Origin of the sequence: Streptomyces sp. NPDC059010, from assembly GCF_042740355.1 — a bacterium.
GTDB lineage: Bacteria > Actinomycetota > Actinomycetes > Streptomycetales > Streptomycetaceae > Streptomyces.
Genome location: NZ_JBHYJA010000045.1, coordinates 18,558 through 36,500 on the forward strand (window position 1 = coordinate 18,558; position 17,943 = coordinate 36,500).

The 17,943-nt window shown below is 70.8% G+C and carries 16 protein-coding genes; 9 read left to right on the forward strand and 7 right to left on the reverse strand.

Annotation, left to right across the window (positions count from 1 at the left end; translation table 11 throughout):
• Window positions 1-76: 76 nt before the first annotated feature.
• The 4 genes from ACFWYS_RS36240 to ACFWYS_RS36255 all read left to right on the forward strand — a co-directional run bounded on the left by ACFWYS_RS36240 (window position 77) and on the right by ACFWYS_RS36255 (window position 2,865).
• Entirely contained in the window at window positions 77-583 is a 507-nt protein-coding gene (locus tag ACFWYS_RS36240) for a hypothetical protein (protein WP_384778364.1), read from the forward strand.
• Complete coding sequence (locus ACFWYS_RS36245; RefSeq protein WP_384778367.1) at window positions 580-1,365, forward strand: isocitrate lyase/phosphoenolpyruvate mutase family protein; 786 nt, start codon at window positions 580-582, stop codon at window positions 1,363-1,365. The genes ACFWYS_RS36240 and ACFWYS_RS36245 overlap by 4 nt, the downstream gene beginning before the upstream one ends.
• A gap of 73 nt (window positions 1,366-1,438) precedes the next feature.
• The gene (locus tag ACFWYS_RS36250) at window positions 1,439-1,864 is read left to right on the forward strand and encodes an NUDIX hydrolase (protein ID WP_384778370.1); all 426 of its coding nucleotides are present in this window, start codon (window positions 1,439-1,441) and stop codon (window positions 1,862-1,864) included.
• A 128-nt stretch (window positions 1,865-1,992) separates the two neighbouring features.
• Window positions 1,993-2,865, forward strand: a complete 873-nt coding sequence (locus ACFWYS_RS36255; RefSeq protein WP_384778373.1) for a trypsin-like serine protease — start codon at window positions 1,993-1,995, stop codon at window positions 2,863-2,865.
• A 63-nt stretch (window positions 2,866-2,928) separates the two neighbouring features.
• Here the strand turns inward: ACFWYS_RS36255 and ACFWYS_RS36260 are convergent, their stop codons facing one another.
• The 4 genes from ACFWYS_RS36260 to ACFWYS_RS36275 form a co-directional block, all read right to left on the reverse strand.
• A complete protein-coding gene (locus ACFWYS_RS36260; RefSeq protein ID WP_384778376.1) occupies window positions 2,929-3,672 on the reverse strand; it encodes a hypothetical protein in 744 nt (247 codons plus the stop codon).
• Between the two features lie 82 nt (window positions 3,673-3,754).
• Window positions 3,755-5,191: a hypothetical protein gene (locus ACFWYS_RS36265; protein WP_384778378.1), complete on the reverse strand. Its 1,437-nt coding sequence runs from the start codon at window positions 5,189-5,191 to the stop codon at window positions 3,755-3,757.
• A 61-nt stretch (window positions 5,192-5,252) separates the two neighbouring features.
• The gene (locus ACFWYS_RS36270) at window positions 5,253-5,855 is read right to left on the reverse strand and encodes a TetR-like C-terminal domain-containing protein (protein ID WP_384778381.1); all 603 of its coding nucleotides are present in this window, start codon (window positions 5,853-5,855) and stop codon (window positions 5,253-5,255) included.
• A 107-nt stretch (window positions 5,856-5,962) separates the two neighbouring features.
• On the reverse strand, window positions 5,963-7,282 hold the full coding sequence (locus ACFWYS_RS36275) for a jacalin-like lectin (protein ID WP_384778384.1): 1,320 nt from the start codon (window positions 7,280-7,282) through the stop codon (window positions 5,963-5,965).
• Between the two features lie 241 nt (window positions 7,283-7,523).
• Between ACFWYS_RS36275 and ACFWYS_RS36280 the strand changes: the two genes are divergently transcribed.
• From ACFWYS_RS36280 to ACFWYS_RS36300, 5 genes are all read left to right on the forward strand, one after another.
• Window positions 7,524-9,275 carry a PHP domain-containing protein gene (locus ACFWYS_RS36280; protein ID WP_384778387.1) on the forward strand — a complete coding sequence of 584 codons (1,752 nt, stop codon included), beginning with the start codon at window positions 7,524-7,526 and terminating at the stop codon, window positions 9,273-9,275.
• Complete coding sequence (locus ACFWYS_RS36285; RefSeq protein WP_384778390.1) at window positions 9,272-9,784, forward strand: hypothetical protein; 513 nt, start codon at window positions 9,272-9,274, stop codon at window positions 9,782-9,784. Before ACFWYS_RS36280 ends, ACFWYS_RS36285 begins: the two co-directional genes overlap by 4 nt.
• A 101-nt stretch (window positions 9,785-9,885) precedes the next feature.
• Window positions 9,886-11,181 carry an MFS transporter gene (locus ACFWYS_RS36290; RefSeq protein ID WP_384778392.1) on the forward strand — a complete coding sequence of 432 codons (1,296 nt, stop codon included), beginning with the start codon at window positions 9,886-9,888 and terminating at the stop codon, window positions 11,179-11,181.
• A 108-nt stretch (window positions 11,182-11,289) separates the two neighbouring features.
• On the forward strand, window positions 11,290-14,391 hold the full coding sequence (locus ACFWYS_RS36295; protein ID WP_384778395.1) for an NACHT domain-containing protein: 3,102 nt from the start codon (window positions 11,290-11,292) through the stop codon (window positions 14,389-14,391).
• A 176-nt stretch (window positions 14,392-14,567) separates the two neighbouring features.
• Complete coding sequence (locus ACFWYS_RS36300; protein WP_384778397.1) at window positions 14,568-15,038, forward strand: hypothetical protein; 471 nt, start codon at window positions 14,568-14,570, stop codon at window positions 15,036-15,038.
• Between the two features lie 137 nt (window positions 15,039-15,175).
• Here ACFWYS_RS36300 and ACFWYS_RS36305 read toward each other — a convergent pair whose 3' ends face one another.
• From ACFWYS_RS36305 to ACFWYS_RS36315, 3 genes are read right to left on the reverse strand one after another with little or no spacing between them, the layout of a single operon-like run.
• Window positions 15,176-15,982, reverse strand: a complete 807-nt coding sequence (locus tag ACFWYS_RS36305; RefSeq protein WP_384778400.1) for an ABC transporter permease — start codon at window positions 15,980-15,982, stop codon at window positions 15,176-15,178.
• A 1-nt stretch (window position 15,983) separates the two neighbouring features.
• Entirely contained in the window at window positions 15,984-16,790 is an 807-nt protein-coding gene (locus ACFWYS_RS36310) for an ABC-2 family transporter protein (RefSeq protein ID WP_384778403.1), read from the reverse strand.
• 1 nt (window position 16,791) lies between these two features.
• Complete coding sequence (locus ACFWYS_RS36315; protein ID WP_384778406.1) at window positions 16,792-17,799, reverse strand: ATP-binding cassette domain-containing protein; 1,008 nt, start codon at window positions 17,797-17,799, stop codon at window positions 16,792-16,794.
• Window positions 17,800-17,943 lie beyond the last annotated feature (144 nt).

The following is a 17,943-nucleotide window of genomic DNA, read 5'->3' on the forward strand; positions in this document are numbered from 1 at the left end:
GGCACCCACATCACTTCGGTCGGCGCCAGAGACACTTCGGCCGGTACCGAAACGACCCGGGCCTAGCGTTTCGCGTATGACCGAAGCCGCCCGCGACACCGCCGTCGAAGCCGTCCGCGGGGGCCCTGCGGAGACCGTTCCGAGGACCCCCGCCGAAGCCGTCACCGCCATGGTCGACCACGTCCTCGCCCTGGCCGCGTCCTGGCCCGACTGGGACGGCACGCCCGCCCGCATCGACGACCGCGTCTACACCCCGCACAAGGCGATCCGCCGAGTCGCCGACCACCTCATCGACCACCTGGCCGAGCTGGAGGCCCGGCTGGCCGGCGAGACCCCGCAACCCGACCACTGGCACGCCTCCGCCGTCACCACCGAGGCGGACCTCGCACCCTTCACCCGGCAGGACCTGGACGAGGCCCGCAGCAGGCTGACCCGGCTCGCCCGCATCTGGGCGAACCGGCTCGACGCGCTCACCGACGACCAGCTCGACCACTCGCCCGGCGACGGATGGAGCTTCCGCGAACTCGCCCGGCACCTCGAAGGATCGACGTACTACGCCGACGCCGTAGGAGAACTGCAGTGACCGCATTCGCCGACCTCCACCACGCAGACGAGCCCCTCCTCCTGCCCAACGCCTGGGACCACGCCTCGGCCAGGATGCTCGCCGCGCAGGGCTTCCCCGCCATCGGCACGACCAGCCTCGGGGCCGCCGCGGCGGCCGGACTGCCCGACGGGACGTCGGACACCCGCGACGAGACGCTCCGGCTCACCCTCACCCTCGGCTCGGAGCCGTATCTGCTCTCCGTCGACGCCGAGGACGGCTACAGCGAGGATCCGGACGAGGTGGGGGAGTTCGCCCGGGAACTCGCCGCCGTCGGAGCCATCGGCATCAACCTGGAGGACCGGCTCGGTTCCCGCGCGCTGCACGCCGCCAAGATCGCCGCAGTCAAGGCGGCGGCACCCGGCCTCTTCGTCAACGCCCGCACGGACACGTACTGGTTGGGCGACGGCGCCGGGACGGGCGAGACGCTGGAACGCCTCGACGCCTATCAGCAGGCGGGCGCCGACGGGTTGTTCGTCCCCGGGCTCACCGAACCCCGGGACATCGCCGCCCTGGTGAGCCGGCTCGACGTCCCCCTCAACATCCTCTACACACCGGCCGGACCCACCCTCCCCCACCTCGCCGACCTCGGCGTCCGCCGCGTCAGCCTCGGCTCGCTGCTCTACCGGCGGGCGCTGGGCGCGGCGCTGGAGACGGCCGTGGACATCAGAGAGGGGCGGACACCGGGCGGCGACGTCCCGTCATACGGTGCCGTGGATGCGCTGAGCCGCCGGGGCGACGTGACTCACAGCGAGGGTCCGTAGGTTCCTGTTACCGTTGACTCTTTCCCGGGTATCAGACCCTTTGGACTCATCACCGGCGAGGGACCGAGGAACCATGGCCATGGACATCCCCGGCGACAGGCGACTGGCGGCCGCCGTCGTGATGGACGACAAGCAGCGGGTGCTTCTGGTGCGCCGCAGTGAGAAGGAGCGCTTCCTGCCGCGTGTGTGGGGAGTTCCCTGCGGGAAGCTGGAGCCCGGTGAGAGTGCCGAGGACGGCGCGCTGCGGGAGCTGAAGGAAGAGACCGGACTGCTCGGCGAGGTCGTCCGCAAGGTCGGCGAGTCCTCCTTCGTCAGTGACTACCGAGGGCACGAGATCAAGAACTGGCAGGAGAACTTCCTGGTCAGGGCCTTGTCCGAAGGTGTCACCCTCCCTGAGGCGGATCAGGACGCGCGGTGGCTGCGCCGGTCCGAGCTGACCAGCGTGGAGATCGACGCGTACAACCTCGACATCGTGAGCCAGGCCTTCACCGAGATCTGACAGGGAACGCATAGGGAAAACCCTGGAGCAGCGGGCACGCTCTTGTCGCAGCCCTCCCCAGACGTTTCACTTGGCGCACCCCCCCCACAGGAGAACACCCAAGCTCACCTGCAGAAGGGTCTGTTCTTTTGTCAGCCATACGCGCCACCGCCGTCACCGCGGCGGCCTGTGCGGCCGTGCTCGCCACGGCGCTGCCGTCCTCGGCCATCAACTCGTACAACGCGACACCCGCCCCCGAACGCACCGAGGTCGGCGCGCTCGTGGCCACGTGGGACAACGACGGCGATCCCGCGACCCCGGACCGGGTCGACTGGGTCTGCTCCGGCACCATGATCGACGCGGACACCTTCCTGACCGCCGCGCACTGCACCACCGACTGGCCCGACAACGTGAAGTTCTACGTGTCCCTGGACCAGGACGTGCAGGCCGGGCTCGACGCCGCCGCCAAGAAGTACCCCGGTGATCCGGCCGCCCAGGCGAGGGCCGTCGCCGTCCAGGGCACCGCACACAGCCACCCCGGCTTCCCGGGACCGGCGTCCGACACCCACGACATCTCCGTGATCGAACTGCCCGCTACGAAGGTCAAGGCCCGCTGGACCTTCACCCCGGCCACGCTGCCCACCGCGAACCAACTCGGCGCACTCGGACCGCAGGGCCTGAACGCCACCGACTGGTTCGTCGCCGGATACGGCACCCAGGAGGCCGTCAACGGCCCCGGTGGGCAGACCCACCCCGGTGGCGGCGTCCGGATGAAGGCGCCCGTCACCTTCAACGCCCTCAACGACTCCTGGGCGCGCCTGGCGATGACCGCGCCGCAGGGCAACGGCGGTGCCTGCTACGGCGACTCGGGCGGTCCCAACTTCGCGGTGATCGGCGGCCGGAACGTACTGGCCGCCACGACGATCACCGGGGACACCCCGTGCTACGCGACGAACGTGACGTACCGCTTGGACACCCCCGGCGCCCGTGCCTTCCTGGCACCGTTCGTGAAACTCCCGTAACCCGGGGCCGACCCCGCCCGTCCGGCGCACTCGGCCGCCGGACGGGCAGGGCACCGCGAGCCGTCACAAAACCCTGAGTCGCTCCGCCAGTTCACGCAACGCGTCCAGATAGTCCGGCACCTCCAGCGGCACCTTCGCCACCGCCCCCGGGTGCGGGCCCGCCGCGGTGAACACATCGGTGTGCCGCCGCCGTTCGGCGCCCGTCTCCAGGAACAGCGTCACCGTCGGCGCGTCCGTGTCGCACCAGGCCCGGTGCAGGGTGTGCGCGGGCAGGGCGTACGAGCTGCCCGCCGCGTACTGCCCCGTGTGCGTCAGCCGCAGCCGCGCCGGACCGGCCGGCTTCAGCACCCAGTCCGCGGACCGCTCCGCCAGCGACTCCTCATAGCGGGCCGCCGGGATACCGCCGGCCCCCATACGATCGGCGTCTTCGTCGACCTCGTACAACTCCATCGCCAGCCGGCCACTGACGACATAGGACGCCAGCGGCGAACGGTGGTTGTGGATGTCCTCCGCGCCGATCCCGCCCGCGCCCGGATGCCACACATGTGCGCGCAGCATGTGGCGCGGGCCGCCGTCGATCAGCAGCAGCTTGTCGAAGCCGAGGACGTGACGGTACGACAGCCGTGCGCAGCCCTCCGGATTCCCCTCGCCGGAGGAGAGCTCGGCGATCAGCTCCAACAGGCGGTCGGGGGAACCGAGTTCGGTGACCGCCGAGCGGGCGGCGGCCGCCAGTTCGTGCTCGGGCAGTTCACCGTCCAGCGCCCCGGCCAGCAGTCGCCGCGCCGCCAGGACCTGCCGACCGCCCATGCACTCACCCTCCACCAACCGCTCGCCACCTTCGAGGCCTTCGCGACGTTCGAGACCTTCGAGTCCTTCACGACCTTGGAGTTCAGCCAACCGGCTGATACATCCATACGGCATGCGCGCGCAGCGCCGACAGCCCCTGATAGGTCATCCACATGGGCCGCCGCAGGTCGGTGCCGCCGCCCAGCGTCCAGAACCAGACGCCGTCCGTCTGCCCCGCCCACACCGCGGCGAGGGCGCCGTCCAGCCGTACCCGCCACTCGTCCTCCAGGCCCTCGGTACGGGCGATCTCCAGGGCGCCCGGTGAGAGCAGGGCGCGGACCAGCCAGGAGGCGGTGAAGTGCCGGACGTTCAGCACCTCGTGGCGGGAGGGGTCGTCGGTGCGGGGCCGGCGTACCTCCTCGTGCACGTTCTCCAGGTCCGGGCAGGTGTCGTGGGGCGCGTCCGGGCAGGACAGCAGCCAGCGGACGCCGTCCTCGCGGGCGGCCCGGGCCCGGGCGGCGCGCGCGTCACCGTCCTCGCCCAGGGCCCGGGCGGCCCGGTCGAGGGCGACGACGGCCTGGGCGGTGTGCAGTGGGGACGGCCTGCCGTACGGCGGCTGCAGACGGTACCCCCAGCAGCGCACATGGTCGCGGCGCGGGTCGCTGATCGCACCGTCGGCCAGGGCCTCGCGCAGCGAGGGCAGCACCTCGCAGCGGGGCGCGGCACGCAGCAGGCCGCGCAGCACGGTCGTCACGACATGGGTCGACTCCCGCCCGGCGCGGTCGAGTCGACGGGTGAACCCGTCGGTGCACAGGTCCACCTCGGCGGCCAGCCGCTCGGCGGAGGTGCCCGCACGGGCCAGCGCGCCCAGCACCAGCGCGGTGACCTCGGGGCGCGCCTCGGACCCCTGGGACCGCGCCGACCAGCCGCCGTCCGGGAGCCGCAGCCGCCACAGGGTGTCCACCAGGTCGCCGGTGCTCAGCCGTCCGTCGGGCACACCGAGGTCGAGCATGATGTGCAGGCCGTACGCGGTGCCGACGGGGGTGGGCCGGGACGGCGAGTCCTCGCCGAGGGAGTGCGGCCAGCCGGTGAGGCGCCCGTGCTCCGGGTCGTCCACGACGGACACCTGGTCGACGAGGGAGTCGTAGGCGGACGCGAAGACCTGGGGGAGCGGGCCGGGGGCGCCCGGCGCGAGGGCCGCGGGTCCCACGGCGGGGACCCGCGCGGGGTCTGCCGTCACTGCCGCCGCTGCCGCCCGGGCACGCAGCAGCGCCGCCGCCAGCCAGGCCGCGACGGAGGTGCCGAGTCCGCTGACCCCGGCGATCACATACCGGGCGGCCGAGCCGTCGAGCGAGTCGGGCAGCACGCTGAACAGGAACTGGAACACGCCGTACCCGGCGGCCGCGCACCCCAGGCCACCGAGCCAGCCGACGAAACGCGCCGGGGGTGAGCCGTCCACGGGATCCTCGTCGGGAGCGGGAGGTGTGGGGCCGGGCTGACGGGGCCTCAAGGGGCCGCGCCCGAGCTGCTGTTGGGACAAGCCGCGCTCCCTCCCCCGTGGCGGCGGCGTGTGACCTCCGCGAAGCTTCCAGTCTAAGTGGTCAGGGTGACAACTGGGGCGGCTGCCGGACGTGCCCGTTCCGCGGCCAGTTCGCAAGGGCCACGTGCAGGGCGTCGACGGCGCGCTCCCAGGACTCCTGTACGTCGCGGGGGGCGCCGAACGCCCCGGTGGACTCCAGCGCGCAGTACCCGTGGAAGGTGCTGCGCAACAGCCGGACGGCGTCGGTGAGGTCGGGCTCCTCAAGGCCGTAGGCGCGGAGCATGCCGTAGGTGATCTCGGCGGTGCGGCGCATGGCGGGGGAGTCGGCGACCAGGGCCTGGTCGAGGCGGATCTGGGTGGCCGCGTACCGCCCCGGGTGCGCGAGGGCGTACTCCCGGTAGGCGCCCGCGAACGCGGCGAGCGCGTCCTTCCCGGCACGTCCCGCCACCGCGGCCGCGATCCGGTCGATCATCTCGCCGCCGGCCAGCAGCGCGACCCGGGTGCGCAGGTCCTGCAGATTCCTGACGTGCGAGTACAGACTCGCGTCCTTCACACCGAAGCGCCGCGCCAGCGCGGACAGACTGACGTTCTCGAACCCGACCTCGTCGGCGAGCTCCGCGGCGGCCGCGGCGAGCCGGTCGGCGGTGAGTCCTGCGCGGACCATGGGGCGGGTGACCTCCGAATACGTGACCTGGCCTAAACCCTCTAGGATCCATCCTAGAGGGTTCCAGGGAAGGCCTCCACGGGAAGCGGGCCCCTTGGCGTTCGGCGTCAGCCGAGCGGCGCGTACAGCACCCCGAGTTTGTCGAGCTCGTCGCCCGACCGTCCCGTGAAGCCGACGATCTGCCAGCCCGACGGTGCCGTGAAGGTCTTCGCGTCCGACGTCGCGGTACCGGAGGACAGAGAGCGGCCCTTGTCCGTCGTGAAGGACGCCGAGAAGAGTCGGGTACGGCCGTCCTTCTGGCCCTGCGTCAGCTTCACGGCCGTGAGGTGCTCGCCCGAGGCCAGGGTCAGGGACGTCGCCGTGCCGCCCGAGCCGCCGTGGGTGAGGGCCGTGCCGCCGTCGTGGGTCAGGGACAGCGCGTCCAGACGGGAGCCACCGCGCAGGGTGAGGGTGCGGGGCGCGGGCGTGGCCGGCAGGTCGTCGGCGTCGTTGAAGGCCGTGCCGTGCGGGCCGCCGAAGAAGTCGCTCGCCTTCAGGGACGAGTTGAGCGTGTAGGAGAAGTCGACCGTGTGCGGGAAGTGGTCGGAGAGGTGCTCGCCGTCCTCGCGGAGGAACTTCGCCCAGTCGTTGTTGTAGCGGGTGGCGTTGAGGGTGAGCAGCTTGCTGCCGCGGTAGAGGACCTTGTCGACGACCTCGCAGTCGTTGGTCGGCGCCTTCGCGTCGCACAGCAGCGGGTCACTGCCCGCCGCCGGGGCCGTGCCGCCCTTGACCAGCCGCACCCAGGCGTCCGTCAGGCCGTTCTCGCTGACCAGCGTGCGGATGTTGTCGCCGGTGCGCGTGTAGCGGGTGTTGGTGTCGCCCATGACGATCACCGCGTTGCCGGAGGAGTTCGCCTGGATGAATTCCGACAACTGCTCGACGTTGGCACGGCGGGCGGCCAGCGCGTCGGCCGTGTCGTCGGCGTTGGTGTGGACGTTGTAGAGGTCCACGAAGACGCCCTCGGCGAGGCGGACCCGGGCGAGCGAGAAGCCCTTCGGGGTCAGGCAGTTGGTGCCCGTGCACTTGTTCCACTTCACCCGCTCGAAGTCCTCGAAGGGGTGGTCCGAGAGGGTGTTGAGGCCGTCGCCGAACGGCACACCGCCGCTGGTCGCCGTGCGGTACGGGTGGTCGTCGCCCGCGTACAGGGCCGCGTGGTAGTTGAAGTCCTCCTGGACGTTCACGATGTCGTACGCCCCGAGGCGCGGCGAGATCAGCGGGGTGTTCCTCTCCGGATTGCCGGAGCTCAGGCCTTCCGGGAGGCCGGCGACGTTGTACGTCAGGACGTTGAAGGTACCGGTGGTGGCGGCCGCCGCGGGGGCCGAGCCGGTGGTGGCGAGGCCGGTGAGGGCCAGGGCCGCGGCCGCGAGGGTGCCGATCAGTCTTCTCATGGTGGGGGCATCTCCGATGGGTGACGAAGAAGATGAGCGCTGTTCAGGTTCGATGTCAACCAGGGTGACGTACAAGGTCTGTTGGGGAAACAGTGAGGGACGTGGTGTTCCGCCGCGTCCGGGGCATCCGGACGCCATCCGCCGCTCGTTCAACGTTCATGTTTCGCCTTGATCCTCCACACACGGCGCAGCAGCGCCGCAGGAGGCAGCCGCGGAAGGCAGCGGCATCGGGAGGGGTTCCATGGGACACGGACACGGACACGGGCATCACCACCATCACGGACACGGTCATGACCACGACCACTCGCGCGACGCGTCGGAAGCCGCCCTGTCCGCCGCCCTCGACACCTCCGTGCCGGACGAGGCCCTCACTCCCGAACAGCAGTCGCGCCGCACGCTGCTGCGCCGCGCCGGTCTGCTCGGCGCCGGACTGACCGCGGCCGGCGTCCTCGCCCCGGCCTCGGCCGCCGCCTCCACGGCCGGCTCCTCGGCCTCGTCCGCCGCGTCCGCCGCGTCCGCCGCCTCCGGTGGCCGCAGGACCAACGGTTTCCTGTGGCTGGCCGGCGACCACCACATCCACACCCAGTACAGCAGCGACGGCAAGTACCGCGTCGTGGACCAGGTCCGCCAGGGCGCCAGACACGGCATGGACTGGCTGGTCATCACCGACCACGGCAGCACAACACACGCCAAGATCGGCGTGGACAAGGTCAACCCGGACATCCGGGCGGCCCGCGCCGCCTACGAGGACACCCTCGTCTTCCAGGGCCTGGAGTGGAACATCCCGGGCGCCGAGCACGGCACCGTCTTCGTGCACCCCGGCAAGAACGAGGTCTCCGTCCTCAAGCAGTTCGAGACCGACTACGACGGCAGCGTCAAGGGCGCCTCCGACTCCACGCCCGCCAACGAGGCCCTCGCCGTCGCCGGCCTGAACTTCCTCGCCGAGCAGGTGGAGCACCGCAAGGTCAGGGACGCGCTGATGCTCGCCAACCACCCGGCGCGGCGCGGTGTCGACTCCCCGCACGAGATCCGCGGCTGGCGCGACGCGAGCCCCGCCCGCCAGATCGCCGTCGGCTTCGAGGGCGCCCCCGGCCACCAGGCCGCCGGCCTGCCCGCCCCGCTCGGCATGGCCCGCGCCCGCGGCATCTACGACAACAACCCCAGCGCCAACTCCTTCGCAGGCTACCCGCTGGAGAGCTACCGCACCTGGGGCGGCTTCGACTGGATGACCGCGACCGTCGGCGGCCTCTGGGACAGCCTCCTCGCCGAGGGCAAGCCCTGGTGGATCACCGCCAACTCCGACTCCCACCAGGTGTACGCCGACACGGCGGTGCGCGGCGGCGGCGACTTCAACACCAACGGCCGCTACGACGACCCGGTCTACGGCGGCAAGATCGACATCACCCAGGGCGACTACTGGCCCGGCCAGTACAGCCGTACCCACGTCGGCGCCGACGGCTTCTCCTACGCCGCCGTCATGGACGGCATCCGCGCGGGCCGCATCTGGGTCGACCACGGGCAGCTCATCGGCGGCCTCGACGTCCGCGTGACCGGCGGCCGCCGCTGGGCCACACTCGGCGGCGCCCTGCACGTCACGAAGGGCACGAACGTCACGCTGATGGTCGAAGTGGCGCTGGCCGGCGGCCCCAACTGGGCGGGGTTCACACCGAAGTTGGCGCGCCTCGACGTCATCCAGGGCGACGTCACCGGCCCGGTCGCCGACGGGGACACCTTCACCGCGCCGACGGCCAGGGTGGTCAAGTCGTACGAGATCGACAAGTCGGCCGGTACGGTCCGCCTCACCTACGACCTCGGCAAGGTCGACCACCCCGTCTACGTCCGCCTGCGCGGCACCGACGGCAACCGCACGGCCGTCGGCCCGATGGGCGCCGCCGTCGACCCGGCCGGCCCCGCCATCGACATCGTCGGCGACGCCGACCCGTGGCGCGATCTGTGGTTCTACTCCAACCCGGTGTGGGTCCTGCCCTCGTGACCACGTACGTCCTGACCGTGGACCCGGACATCCGGGACCTCCGCACGGCCGACCACCTGCTCCACACGCTGGCGGCCGAACTCGCCTTCCCCGAGGGCGTGTTCGGCTGCACCCACCTGGTGCGAGGAGACCGCCCACGCGTAGCGCTCTCCCTCACCCTCCCGTCCGAGCCGCTCCTGCGTACCGCCCAGGAGCGGCTCACCCCCCACGGACACAAGATCTCGCGCGGCGCCCCCGACGCGATGGGCCGGGCGGTGATCTACCCGGGCGTCGCGACGCTGACCGGCACGGTGACCATCGCGGACGTGGTGTCCGGTTCAGCGATCGACCGCGTGACGGTTCTGGGCACGCCCGGCCAACCGGCCCCGGACACCGCCCTGGTGACGGGCGACCATGTGCGCCCACAGTGGCAGAACGGCGAACTGGTCCTGACCGCCATGCCCGCCGTGGGCGGCACCCTCGTCCCCTTCGAGGTGCCTGATCCGACGCCGTGTTGCGCGGACCACTGATCATCGCGTTCTCCGCCGTTCCTGGGTGGCCGCCAACGCCCCGTAAGGTTGCCGGGGATTCGAATCATGTCCGGAGTTTCGGGTCGGCGGGGGGCCGGGTGATGGCGTACGAGGAGGCACAGCGCGAGGGGAAGCCGGGTGGCCCGACGTCTCCCGCAGCAGCGCACCCACCCGCACCCGCACCCGGCGGTCCCGACCGCCCGCTGTGGCGCCAACGCGACTTCGGTATCTTCTGGACCGCCCAGACCCTCTCCGTCCTCGGCGACTCCTTCGCCCTGATCGCCCTGCCCCTGCTCGTGCTCCAGGCGACCGGCTCACTCGCCCGCATGGGCCTGCTGACGGCGGTCGGTGGCGCCGCCTCGGTCCTCGCGGCCGTGTTCGCCGGGGCCGTCGTGGACCGCGTCGACCGGCGCAGGCTCCTCATCGGCTGCGACCTCGTGCGCATGGCGCTGTACGGACTCGTGCCGCTGGTCTGGCTGTTCGGGCCGCAGATCTGGCTGCTCTACGTGGTCCTGCCGCTCTGCGAGGCCGTCGGCATGCTGTTCGCCGTCGGCTACGTCACCGTCGTCCGCGGCCTCGTCGGCACCGAGCGGCTCACCGAGGCCAACGGCCGGCTCAACGCCACCGCCGCCGCGGCCGGCGTTCTCGGACCGCTGTGCGCCGGACTGGTCGCCGCCTGGTCCGGCCCCGCCGCGGCCGTCGGCGTGGACGCGGCGAGCTTCGGTGTCTCCGCCGCCTGTCTGGCCTTCGTACGGCTCCGGGGACGACCGGCGAAGGCCCCCGAACGGTCGGGACTGTGGCGGGACCTGCGCACCGGCATCGCCTTCCTCCACGGCCACCCCGTGCTGCGCGCCCTGACCGCCCTGCTGTTCGTCTTCAGCTTTCTCACCCTCGGCCTGAACGACCTGGTCATCTACCACCTCAAGCACGACCTCGGCCATGACGACGGCACGGTCGGCACCGTCATGGCCGTCGGCGCGCTCGGCACCATCACCGGCGCCCTGCTGGTCGCCCGGGTCCGCCGGCGGCTCGGCTTCGGACCGACCTGGACCGGCGCGGTCGCGGTGTGCGGGCTGTCCTTCGCCGGACTCGGCTGGGCGCGGGACGTCCCCGTCGTCGCGGCCCTGAGCGCCTGCTTCCTGGCCTGCGTCGCCATGTCGGGCACCTGCTCCATGTCACTGCGTCAGGAAGTCACCCCGGAACACCTGCTGGGCCGGGTCACCGCCGCCTTCTGGACCCTTCAGTACGCGGCGGCCCCGCTCGGCGCGGCCCTCCTCACCTGGGCCGCGGAACACCACGGCACGGCGCCGGTGGGCCTGGTCGCGGGCGGGTGCTGCGTACTGATCGCGGTCGCGGCGCTGTTCACGCCGATACGGCGCTCACGCCCCCGCCCCTGAGAGGCTCACCCGCACCCACACGCCGTACGCAGCGCCGGGCATCCTGGGAGTACCCCGCGACACCGTATGGCGTCGGCATGGGATTCTGGCTCCCGGGGGGTGCGGGGGATGCCAGGACCATTGCGTTACGCCGATGCCGTACGACTGCTCGGAGGGAACGGGCCGGTCCTCGATGCGCTGGACCGTGTTGTGGGCGGCGCCCTTACGGCTGCCGTCGGGCCCGCGCCCGAACTGGTTCTCTCACTCTTCGGGGCTGACGCCCAACTGGCCCGGCTCAGCCGCTCATTGGTGTCGGGCACGGCCGAACGAATCCAGGGCCTGGGCCGGTTCGAGCGTACCGAGCGCATGGCCGCCGCCCACGCGGTCATCGTGGTGGCGGCCTACGGCGACGCCATCGCCCAGGCGCGGCTGCCTTTCGACGCGCGAGAACTGGCCACGACGCGGACTGACTCGGTGCGGCTCGCCACCAGTGACGCCCCCGAGTCCCGCCGCCTTGCCGCCGTCGTCGACCACCTCCTGCGCTCGCACCTGCCGCTGCCCTCGCCGCACGAGCCGTACGAGTCGACCCTGGCCGCCCTGCGTGGCTTCTATGCCTCGATGTCCGGGCACATGGAGGCATACGTCTGCGGCCTTGCGGTCTGGGACCGACTCACATCCGCAGCGCGCCAGGAAGTGCGCGCGACCCTCCACGATCACGTCCCGAACGCCGCGTTGACCTTCTACGAGGAGATGTTCCGCCAACTGGCCGTCGATTTCCCGGACGTGGGGATCTGGGCCGACCGAGTCGACCACCGGGCGACCCGGGTCGCGGTCCGCCGCCTGGAGGACACCGTCACCCGGCTCGTGCACGGGGACCTTCCGGCCGGCCGCCTGACCGCCCTGCGTCGCGCCGGGACCCTGCTGCTCGATGCGCCGGTCCTGGGGACGGGGGACACCGCCCAGGGGATGGTCATCCCGAGTCTGCGCGAGGCATACGTGAGCGCGGATTTCCGGGTAGCCGCGTTCGGCGCGGCGGACCGGCTGACCAGCGAGACATGGTGGCGGCAGCACGAGGTGCGTGGCGGTCTGGACGGGTTTCTGGAGGGTTTCCTGACGGCGCCCAAGGCGATTGAGGTGCCCATCCTGCTGCTGGGTCTTCCCGGTTCCGGCAAGTCGCTCCTGACCAAGGTGCTCGCGGCCCGGCTGCCGGCCGAGGACTTCCTGGTCGTGCGAGTCCCGTTACGGGACGTACCCGCCGACACGGGCGTACAGGACCAGATCGAGGCGGCGATACGGCAGGCCACCGGCGAGCGGACCATGGACTGGGCGGACGTCGTCCGCGCGGCCGGCCCCGCCTTGCCGGTCGTCCTCCTCGACGGGTTCGACGAACTGCTCCAGGCAACCGGGCTGCACCAGTCCGACTACCTGGAGCGGGTGGCGAACTTCCAGCAACGCGAGGCCGCGCTCGGCCGGCCACTCGCCATCATCGTCACCAGCCGCACTGTCGTTGCCGACCGGGCCCGGCTGACGCCGGGCGGGACAGCGATCCGGCTCGAACCTTTCAGTGCCACGCAGACCGGACAGTGGCTGGAACTCTGGAACCGCAAGAACGCCGCCTACTTCAGCCGCCACGGCCTTCGCCCGCTCACCCCCGAACAGGCACTCACCCAGCCCGACCTCGCGAGCCAGCCGCTCCTGCTGCTGATGCTGGCACTGTACGACGCCCAGGACAACGCCTATCAGCGGGCAGCGGGCAAGCTCGCCGGCTTCGAGCTGTACGAGCGGTTGCTCGCCCGGTTCGCGCGCCGGGAGGTCCTCAAGCACGAGGCGCGGCTGACGGACGAGGAAGTGGCACGGGCGATCGAGTACGAGCTGCTGCGGCTCTCGGTGGCCGCCTTCGGAATGTTCAACCGAGGTCGGCAGTGGGTCACCGAAGACGAGTTGGAGGCGGATCTGGTCGCGCTCCTCCCGCAACAGGCATCCCCGCCCATGGGGCTGCGAGCCGCATTGAGCGGAGCGCAGACGACCATCGGCCGGTTCTTCTTCATCCATCACGCGGAGGCATTCCGCGACGATGTGCGACTGCGCTCGTACGAGTTCTTGCACGCGACCTTCGGCGAGTTCCTGGTCGCCCGACTCGTCGCACAGGAACTTCAGGGTCTTCTGGATGCCGAGCGGGTAGAGGCCCGGCGGCCTCGACGCTCCCGCACCGATGACTCGTTCCTGCACGCGCTGCTGTCGTTCGCCGCATGCGCTGGGCGCGGGCCGGTCGTGGCGTTCCTGGTCGAGGCCCTGCGACCGCGGCCGCAGCGGGACCGCGCGGAGCTGTGCCGACTGCTGCTGCGGCTGTTCCACTCGTCCCTGGACGAGCGGAGCGTCTCCTCCTACGGGTCCTACCGGCCGACCGTGCGTCCTGCCCCGGTCGCTCCGGCCTTCTACCGCGCCAACCTGTTACTACTCCTGGTGGTGGTGGCGGAGGAGCTGCCGGGGCGACAGCTGTTCCCCGCTGAACACGATCCGGTCGGTGCATGGCGACGAACGATGCTGCTGCTGGAGTCGCAGCTGCACACGGAGGAATGGCGGGCCCTGGCGGACCGGCTGAGCCTGGAACGGGTGTGGCACGGGGAGGGGCGCGACATCACGATCCGGCTTGAGAACGCCCCGGAACCCGACCTGTGGGAAGGCCCTCCACTGCTCAGCACAGAAGACCCTCGCGCGGTCAACCCGTACTGGAGCTACGGCTACGCGCCCGGCAGCGACGGGCGGCGCTACATCGGCTGGCTGCACACCAGCCCGGACGCGGTGGCCTGGGACGCCCACCTGCGGTGCGACACAGGGACCGATGCGCTGCTGCACCTGGCCCAGTCCCTGGAGGAGCTCGGACTCGGCCTTGCGCTCACCAGCTATGTGGTCCTGACCGACGGAGAGGCAGTCTCTGCCGCCCGGCTGCTGTTCCGACTGTGGAGCACGGACGGTAACTTCTCGGCTGTGCACCGAGAGGCGGTACGGGCGGCGCTGTACGGCTTCGACCCGGACGCGACCCACTTCATCAAACGCTATCTGGCCGCAGTGCTGCGCCAATGGGAGCTGTCCGGAAATCCCGTGCCTCAGGAATGGGTGGACCGGGCGCACGGGCTGATCGACCGGGTACGGTCACCGCAGCGCACCACAGGCGAAGACGACGTCGGGTACGCCCACCTCCTCGACGAACTGCCACACCCACCTACCTGACCGCAGGCCAACCCCGCCGGCCCGGGCTGCGACAGCGTGCCGGCTCTCTCGCGTCGGCCGTTCGACAGTTCGTCAGTTCGGGGCGTCGGTCGAGCTATGGCGTGCGCCAACGGTGGAGAATTCTGGGAGGCCACTGAGGATAAGTGTCTTGGGCTGACGGTGTGAGGAGGCTGGATATGGATCCGGCTGTCGTGGGCGTGATCGGAGCTTTGGGCGGAGCCGTGGTCGGTGTCGTTTCCCAGCCGTGGGTGGCATCGATTAACCGCAAGTGGCAGCGAGAGGACTCGCACCGCCTTGCGAAGCAAAACGCTTATTCCGAGTATCTCCGGTCGATCAGCGCCAGCTATGGTCAGGCGAGGGATCGTCAGCGGAGCCGTTCGGAGGACGGTCGCCTCCATGCAGTCACGGCTGAGATCCAAATTCTCGCTGATAAGAGGGTGTCAGAATCAGCGCGGGATCTTGTGGAACGCGTTATCAAGGCGCACAAGGCGATTGCCGAAGGCGCCAGCGACCAGGCGGCAGGAGTGCCCGACCTCGACTGTGATCGAGGCAAACTGATTGAGCAGTTCAGGGACGACCTCGGGCTCAAAAAACTTCCCCGCGGTCCACGTTTCCCTTCACGACGCCGGAACTCCAGGGCCGGGTAACGCCGGCGGTGACGGTGTCGATGTCCTGGCGGAGGTCCACGGCGTTGCCGAGCCGCTCATGTGGCTCCTCCCGCCCCTCCCGCGACGGCGGCTCGGCTTCGCAGGCTCTCAGCCCGACGGGGCCGCCGGGGCGCTCGTCACCCGTTGACCCCGGTGTAGTGGCGTAGTGCCCACCGCCACACCAGCCGAGACGCCAGATACCCAGCGATGCCGAGCAGCGGAGAGGCCGCCGCCAGCCAGTAGGGGACGCCGAGGTCGTGGTCGTGGCCGGTCAGGACTGCGGTGGGGAGATAGGCGACGAACGCGAGCGGGAGGGCGAAGGTGAGGAAGCCGCCCACCGCCCGGGGGAGGACGTTGAGCGGGTAGCTGCCGAACGTGCCGAGCAGTTCCTCCAGCCAGCGGCTCCAGTAGTCGGCGGCAGGGAAGCGCAGACACGCGCTCGCCACCACCGTGAACAGGGCCGCCTCCAGGAGCATCCCGCCGATGACCGCGGCGATCAGATACGAGACCCGGCCCGTCGTCCAGTCCAGCTCGCTGCGGCTGAGCGCGCCCGCCATCAGGCCCGTCGCGACCGTCAGGTCGCCGATCGCGTTGGTCGGGAAGTACGCGAGCTGGACCTGACGGTGCACCGGCATGGGGCGCAGCAGATAGACGTCGATCCTGCCCTCCTGGATCTGCCGCCCGATGAAGTGCACACGTCCCAGGAACAGCACGAACAAGCCGTGCGCGAGCATCCGGATCGCCGGGATCAGCAGCACGTCCGAGCTGTCCCAGCCGCCCATCCCGGTGAACCGCGCCAGCAGCACCGTCGCGAACACGATCACCGACACCTGCCAGATCGCGCCGACCGCGATGTTCAGCAGGAACTCCGTGCGGTACTCCATCGAGGCACGGATGTTCAGCAGCGAGATACGCCAGACGAGGCGCAGCGCCTTCAGTGACATCTCAGCCTCCCTGCGAGATCACGCGCCGCGCGGCACGCCGCCACACCCACCGGGTGAACAGCGCCAGCACCACCACCCAGGCGGCCTGGACGGCCAACTGGGCCCCGGCGTCGGACAGTTCGATACGGCCGACGTAGATCGACAACGGCACGCTCAGCGTCGCCTGGAACGGCAGGAAGCCGCTCAGCGTGATGAACCAGTCGGGGAAGAACCACAGCGGCGCGTACACCCCGGACAGCAGGTTCTGCGCGAAGATCAGGATCAGCATCGCGGAGTTGTTGCGGAGGGTGAAGAAGCACAGCTGGTCCAGCATGAGCATGATGTAGTACAGGACCCACTGGCCGAGCAGCATGCTCACCACGAACACCCCGGCCACGGCCGCCGATCCGGGGGGTTGCACGACCCCCGCCGCGAGACAGACCGCGTAGCCGCCAAGCGCCCACGCCAGCCCGTACACCTGCTCGCCGAGCGCCCGCAGGGCGTAGTAGCGCTGGGGCGGCAGCGGGCGCAGATACCAGTAGACGATCGTGCCGAAGTGCATGTGCTGCAGCACCGTGTCCCGGCCCGCGTACTGGTCCAGCTCCCGCAGACGGGAGGCGAGTACGGCCAGCACGGCGTAGCTGACCGCCTGCTCGCGGCCGAGTCCGGCGGTGGTGCCCGTCTGTGCGTACAGGCCGTGCCACAGTGATGCCACCAGTACCACCTGTACGGTCAGCCGCAGCAGAACGGCGGTCATCCGGGGCGGTGCGTGCAACTCACCGAGCGGGGTGACGCGGGCGGCGCGCCAGCCGTGCGGTACGGCGGCCATCTCAGGCCCCTTCCGTGGCCGGCCCGGCATGCACGTACGCGGCCCGCATCACGTCCTCCAGGTCCGCCTCGTCGAGGGCGAGGTCCGTCACCTCGTACCGCTCGATGACCTGCTTCAGCGCCTGGTGCACGGTCGGTGCGTCAGGGCCGTCGGGGCCGAAGACGGCCTGGGGGCCCTTGCGGCGCAGCAGTGCGACGCCCGGCAGGGAGCCGACCTCGGTGGCCGGGTCGGCGAGTGTCACCCGCACCTGCCAGGTCGAGCCGTACTTACGGCGGATCTCGTCGAGCGTGCCGTCCAGCACGAGCCGCCCGTGGTTGATCAGCACGACCCGCCCGGCGAGCCGCTCGACCTCCGTCATGTCATGGGTGGTGAGCAGGACGGTGCGGCCGCGCTCCGCCACCTGGTGCCGCAGGAACTCCCGCACCTGCTCCTTGACCACCACGTCCATGCCGATGGTCGGCTCGTCGAGGAACACGACCGGCGGGTCGTGCAGCAGGGCTGCGGCCAAGTCGGAGCGGACACGCTGGCCGAGGGAGAGGTGGCGGACCCGGGTGTCCCAGAAGGAGGAGAGGTCGAGAAGGTCGTCGAACTCCTTCAGCCGGGCGGTGTGTTCGGGCTTCGGCACCTCGTAGATGTCGCGCAGGATCGCGAACGACTCGCGCACCGGGAGGTCCCACCACAGCTGGGTGCGCTGTCCGAACACCGTGCCGATGTTGCGGGCGTTGCGCTCGCGCTCCTCGTAGGGCACGACGCCCGCGACCCGGGCCTCGCCGGCGGTGGGGGTGAGGATGCCGGTGAGCATCTTGATGGTGGTGGACTTGCCGGCGCCGTTCGGGCCGAGCAGGGCGAGGAGTTCGCCGGGAGCGACGGAGAAGGACACGTCGCAGACGGCGTGCTTGGCGACGCGCTCCGGGTTGACGAGCGAGCGCAGTGTCCCGGCGAAGCCGGGGCGGCGGACCGTGGTGTGGAAGGTTCGGGAGAGACCGCGAACCTCGATACTGCCATTCAAGTGACATCAACTCCCTTGCTGTACACGCAAGTTGCGGGGGGGGGGGGGGTGGGGGCCGCCCGCCCCCGCGGAGGCGGGAGCACTATCAGGGGAGTCGTGTAGAAAAGAAATATCACTATAAAGAGTATAGTAACAGATGAGATC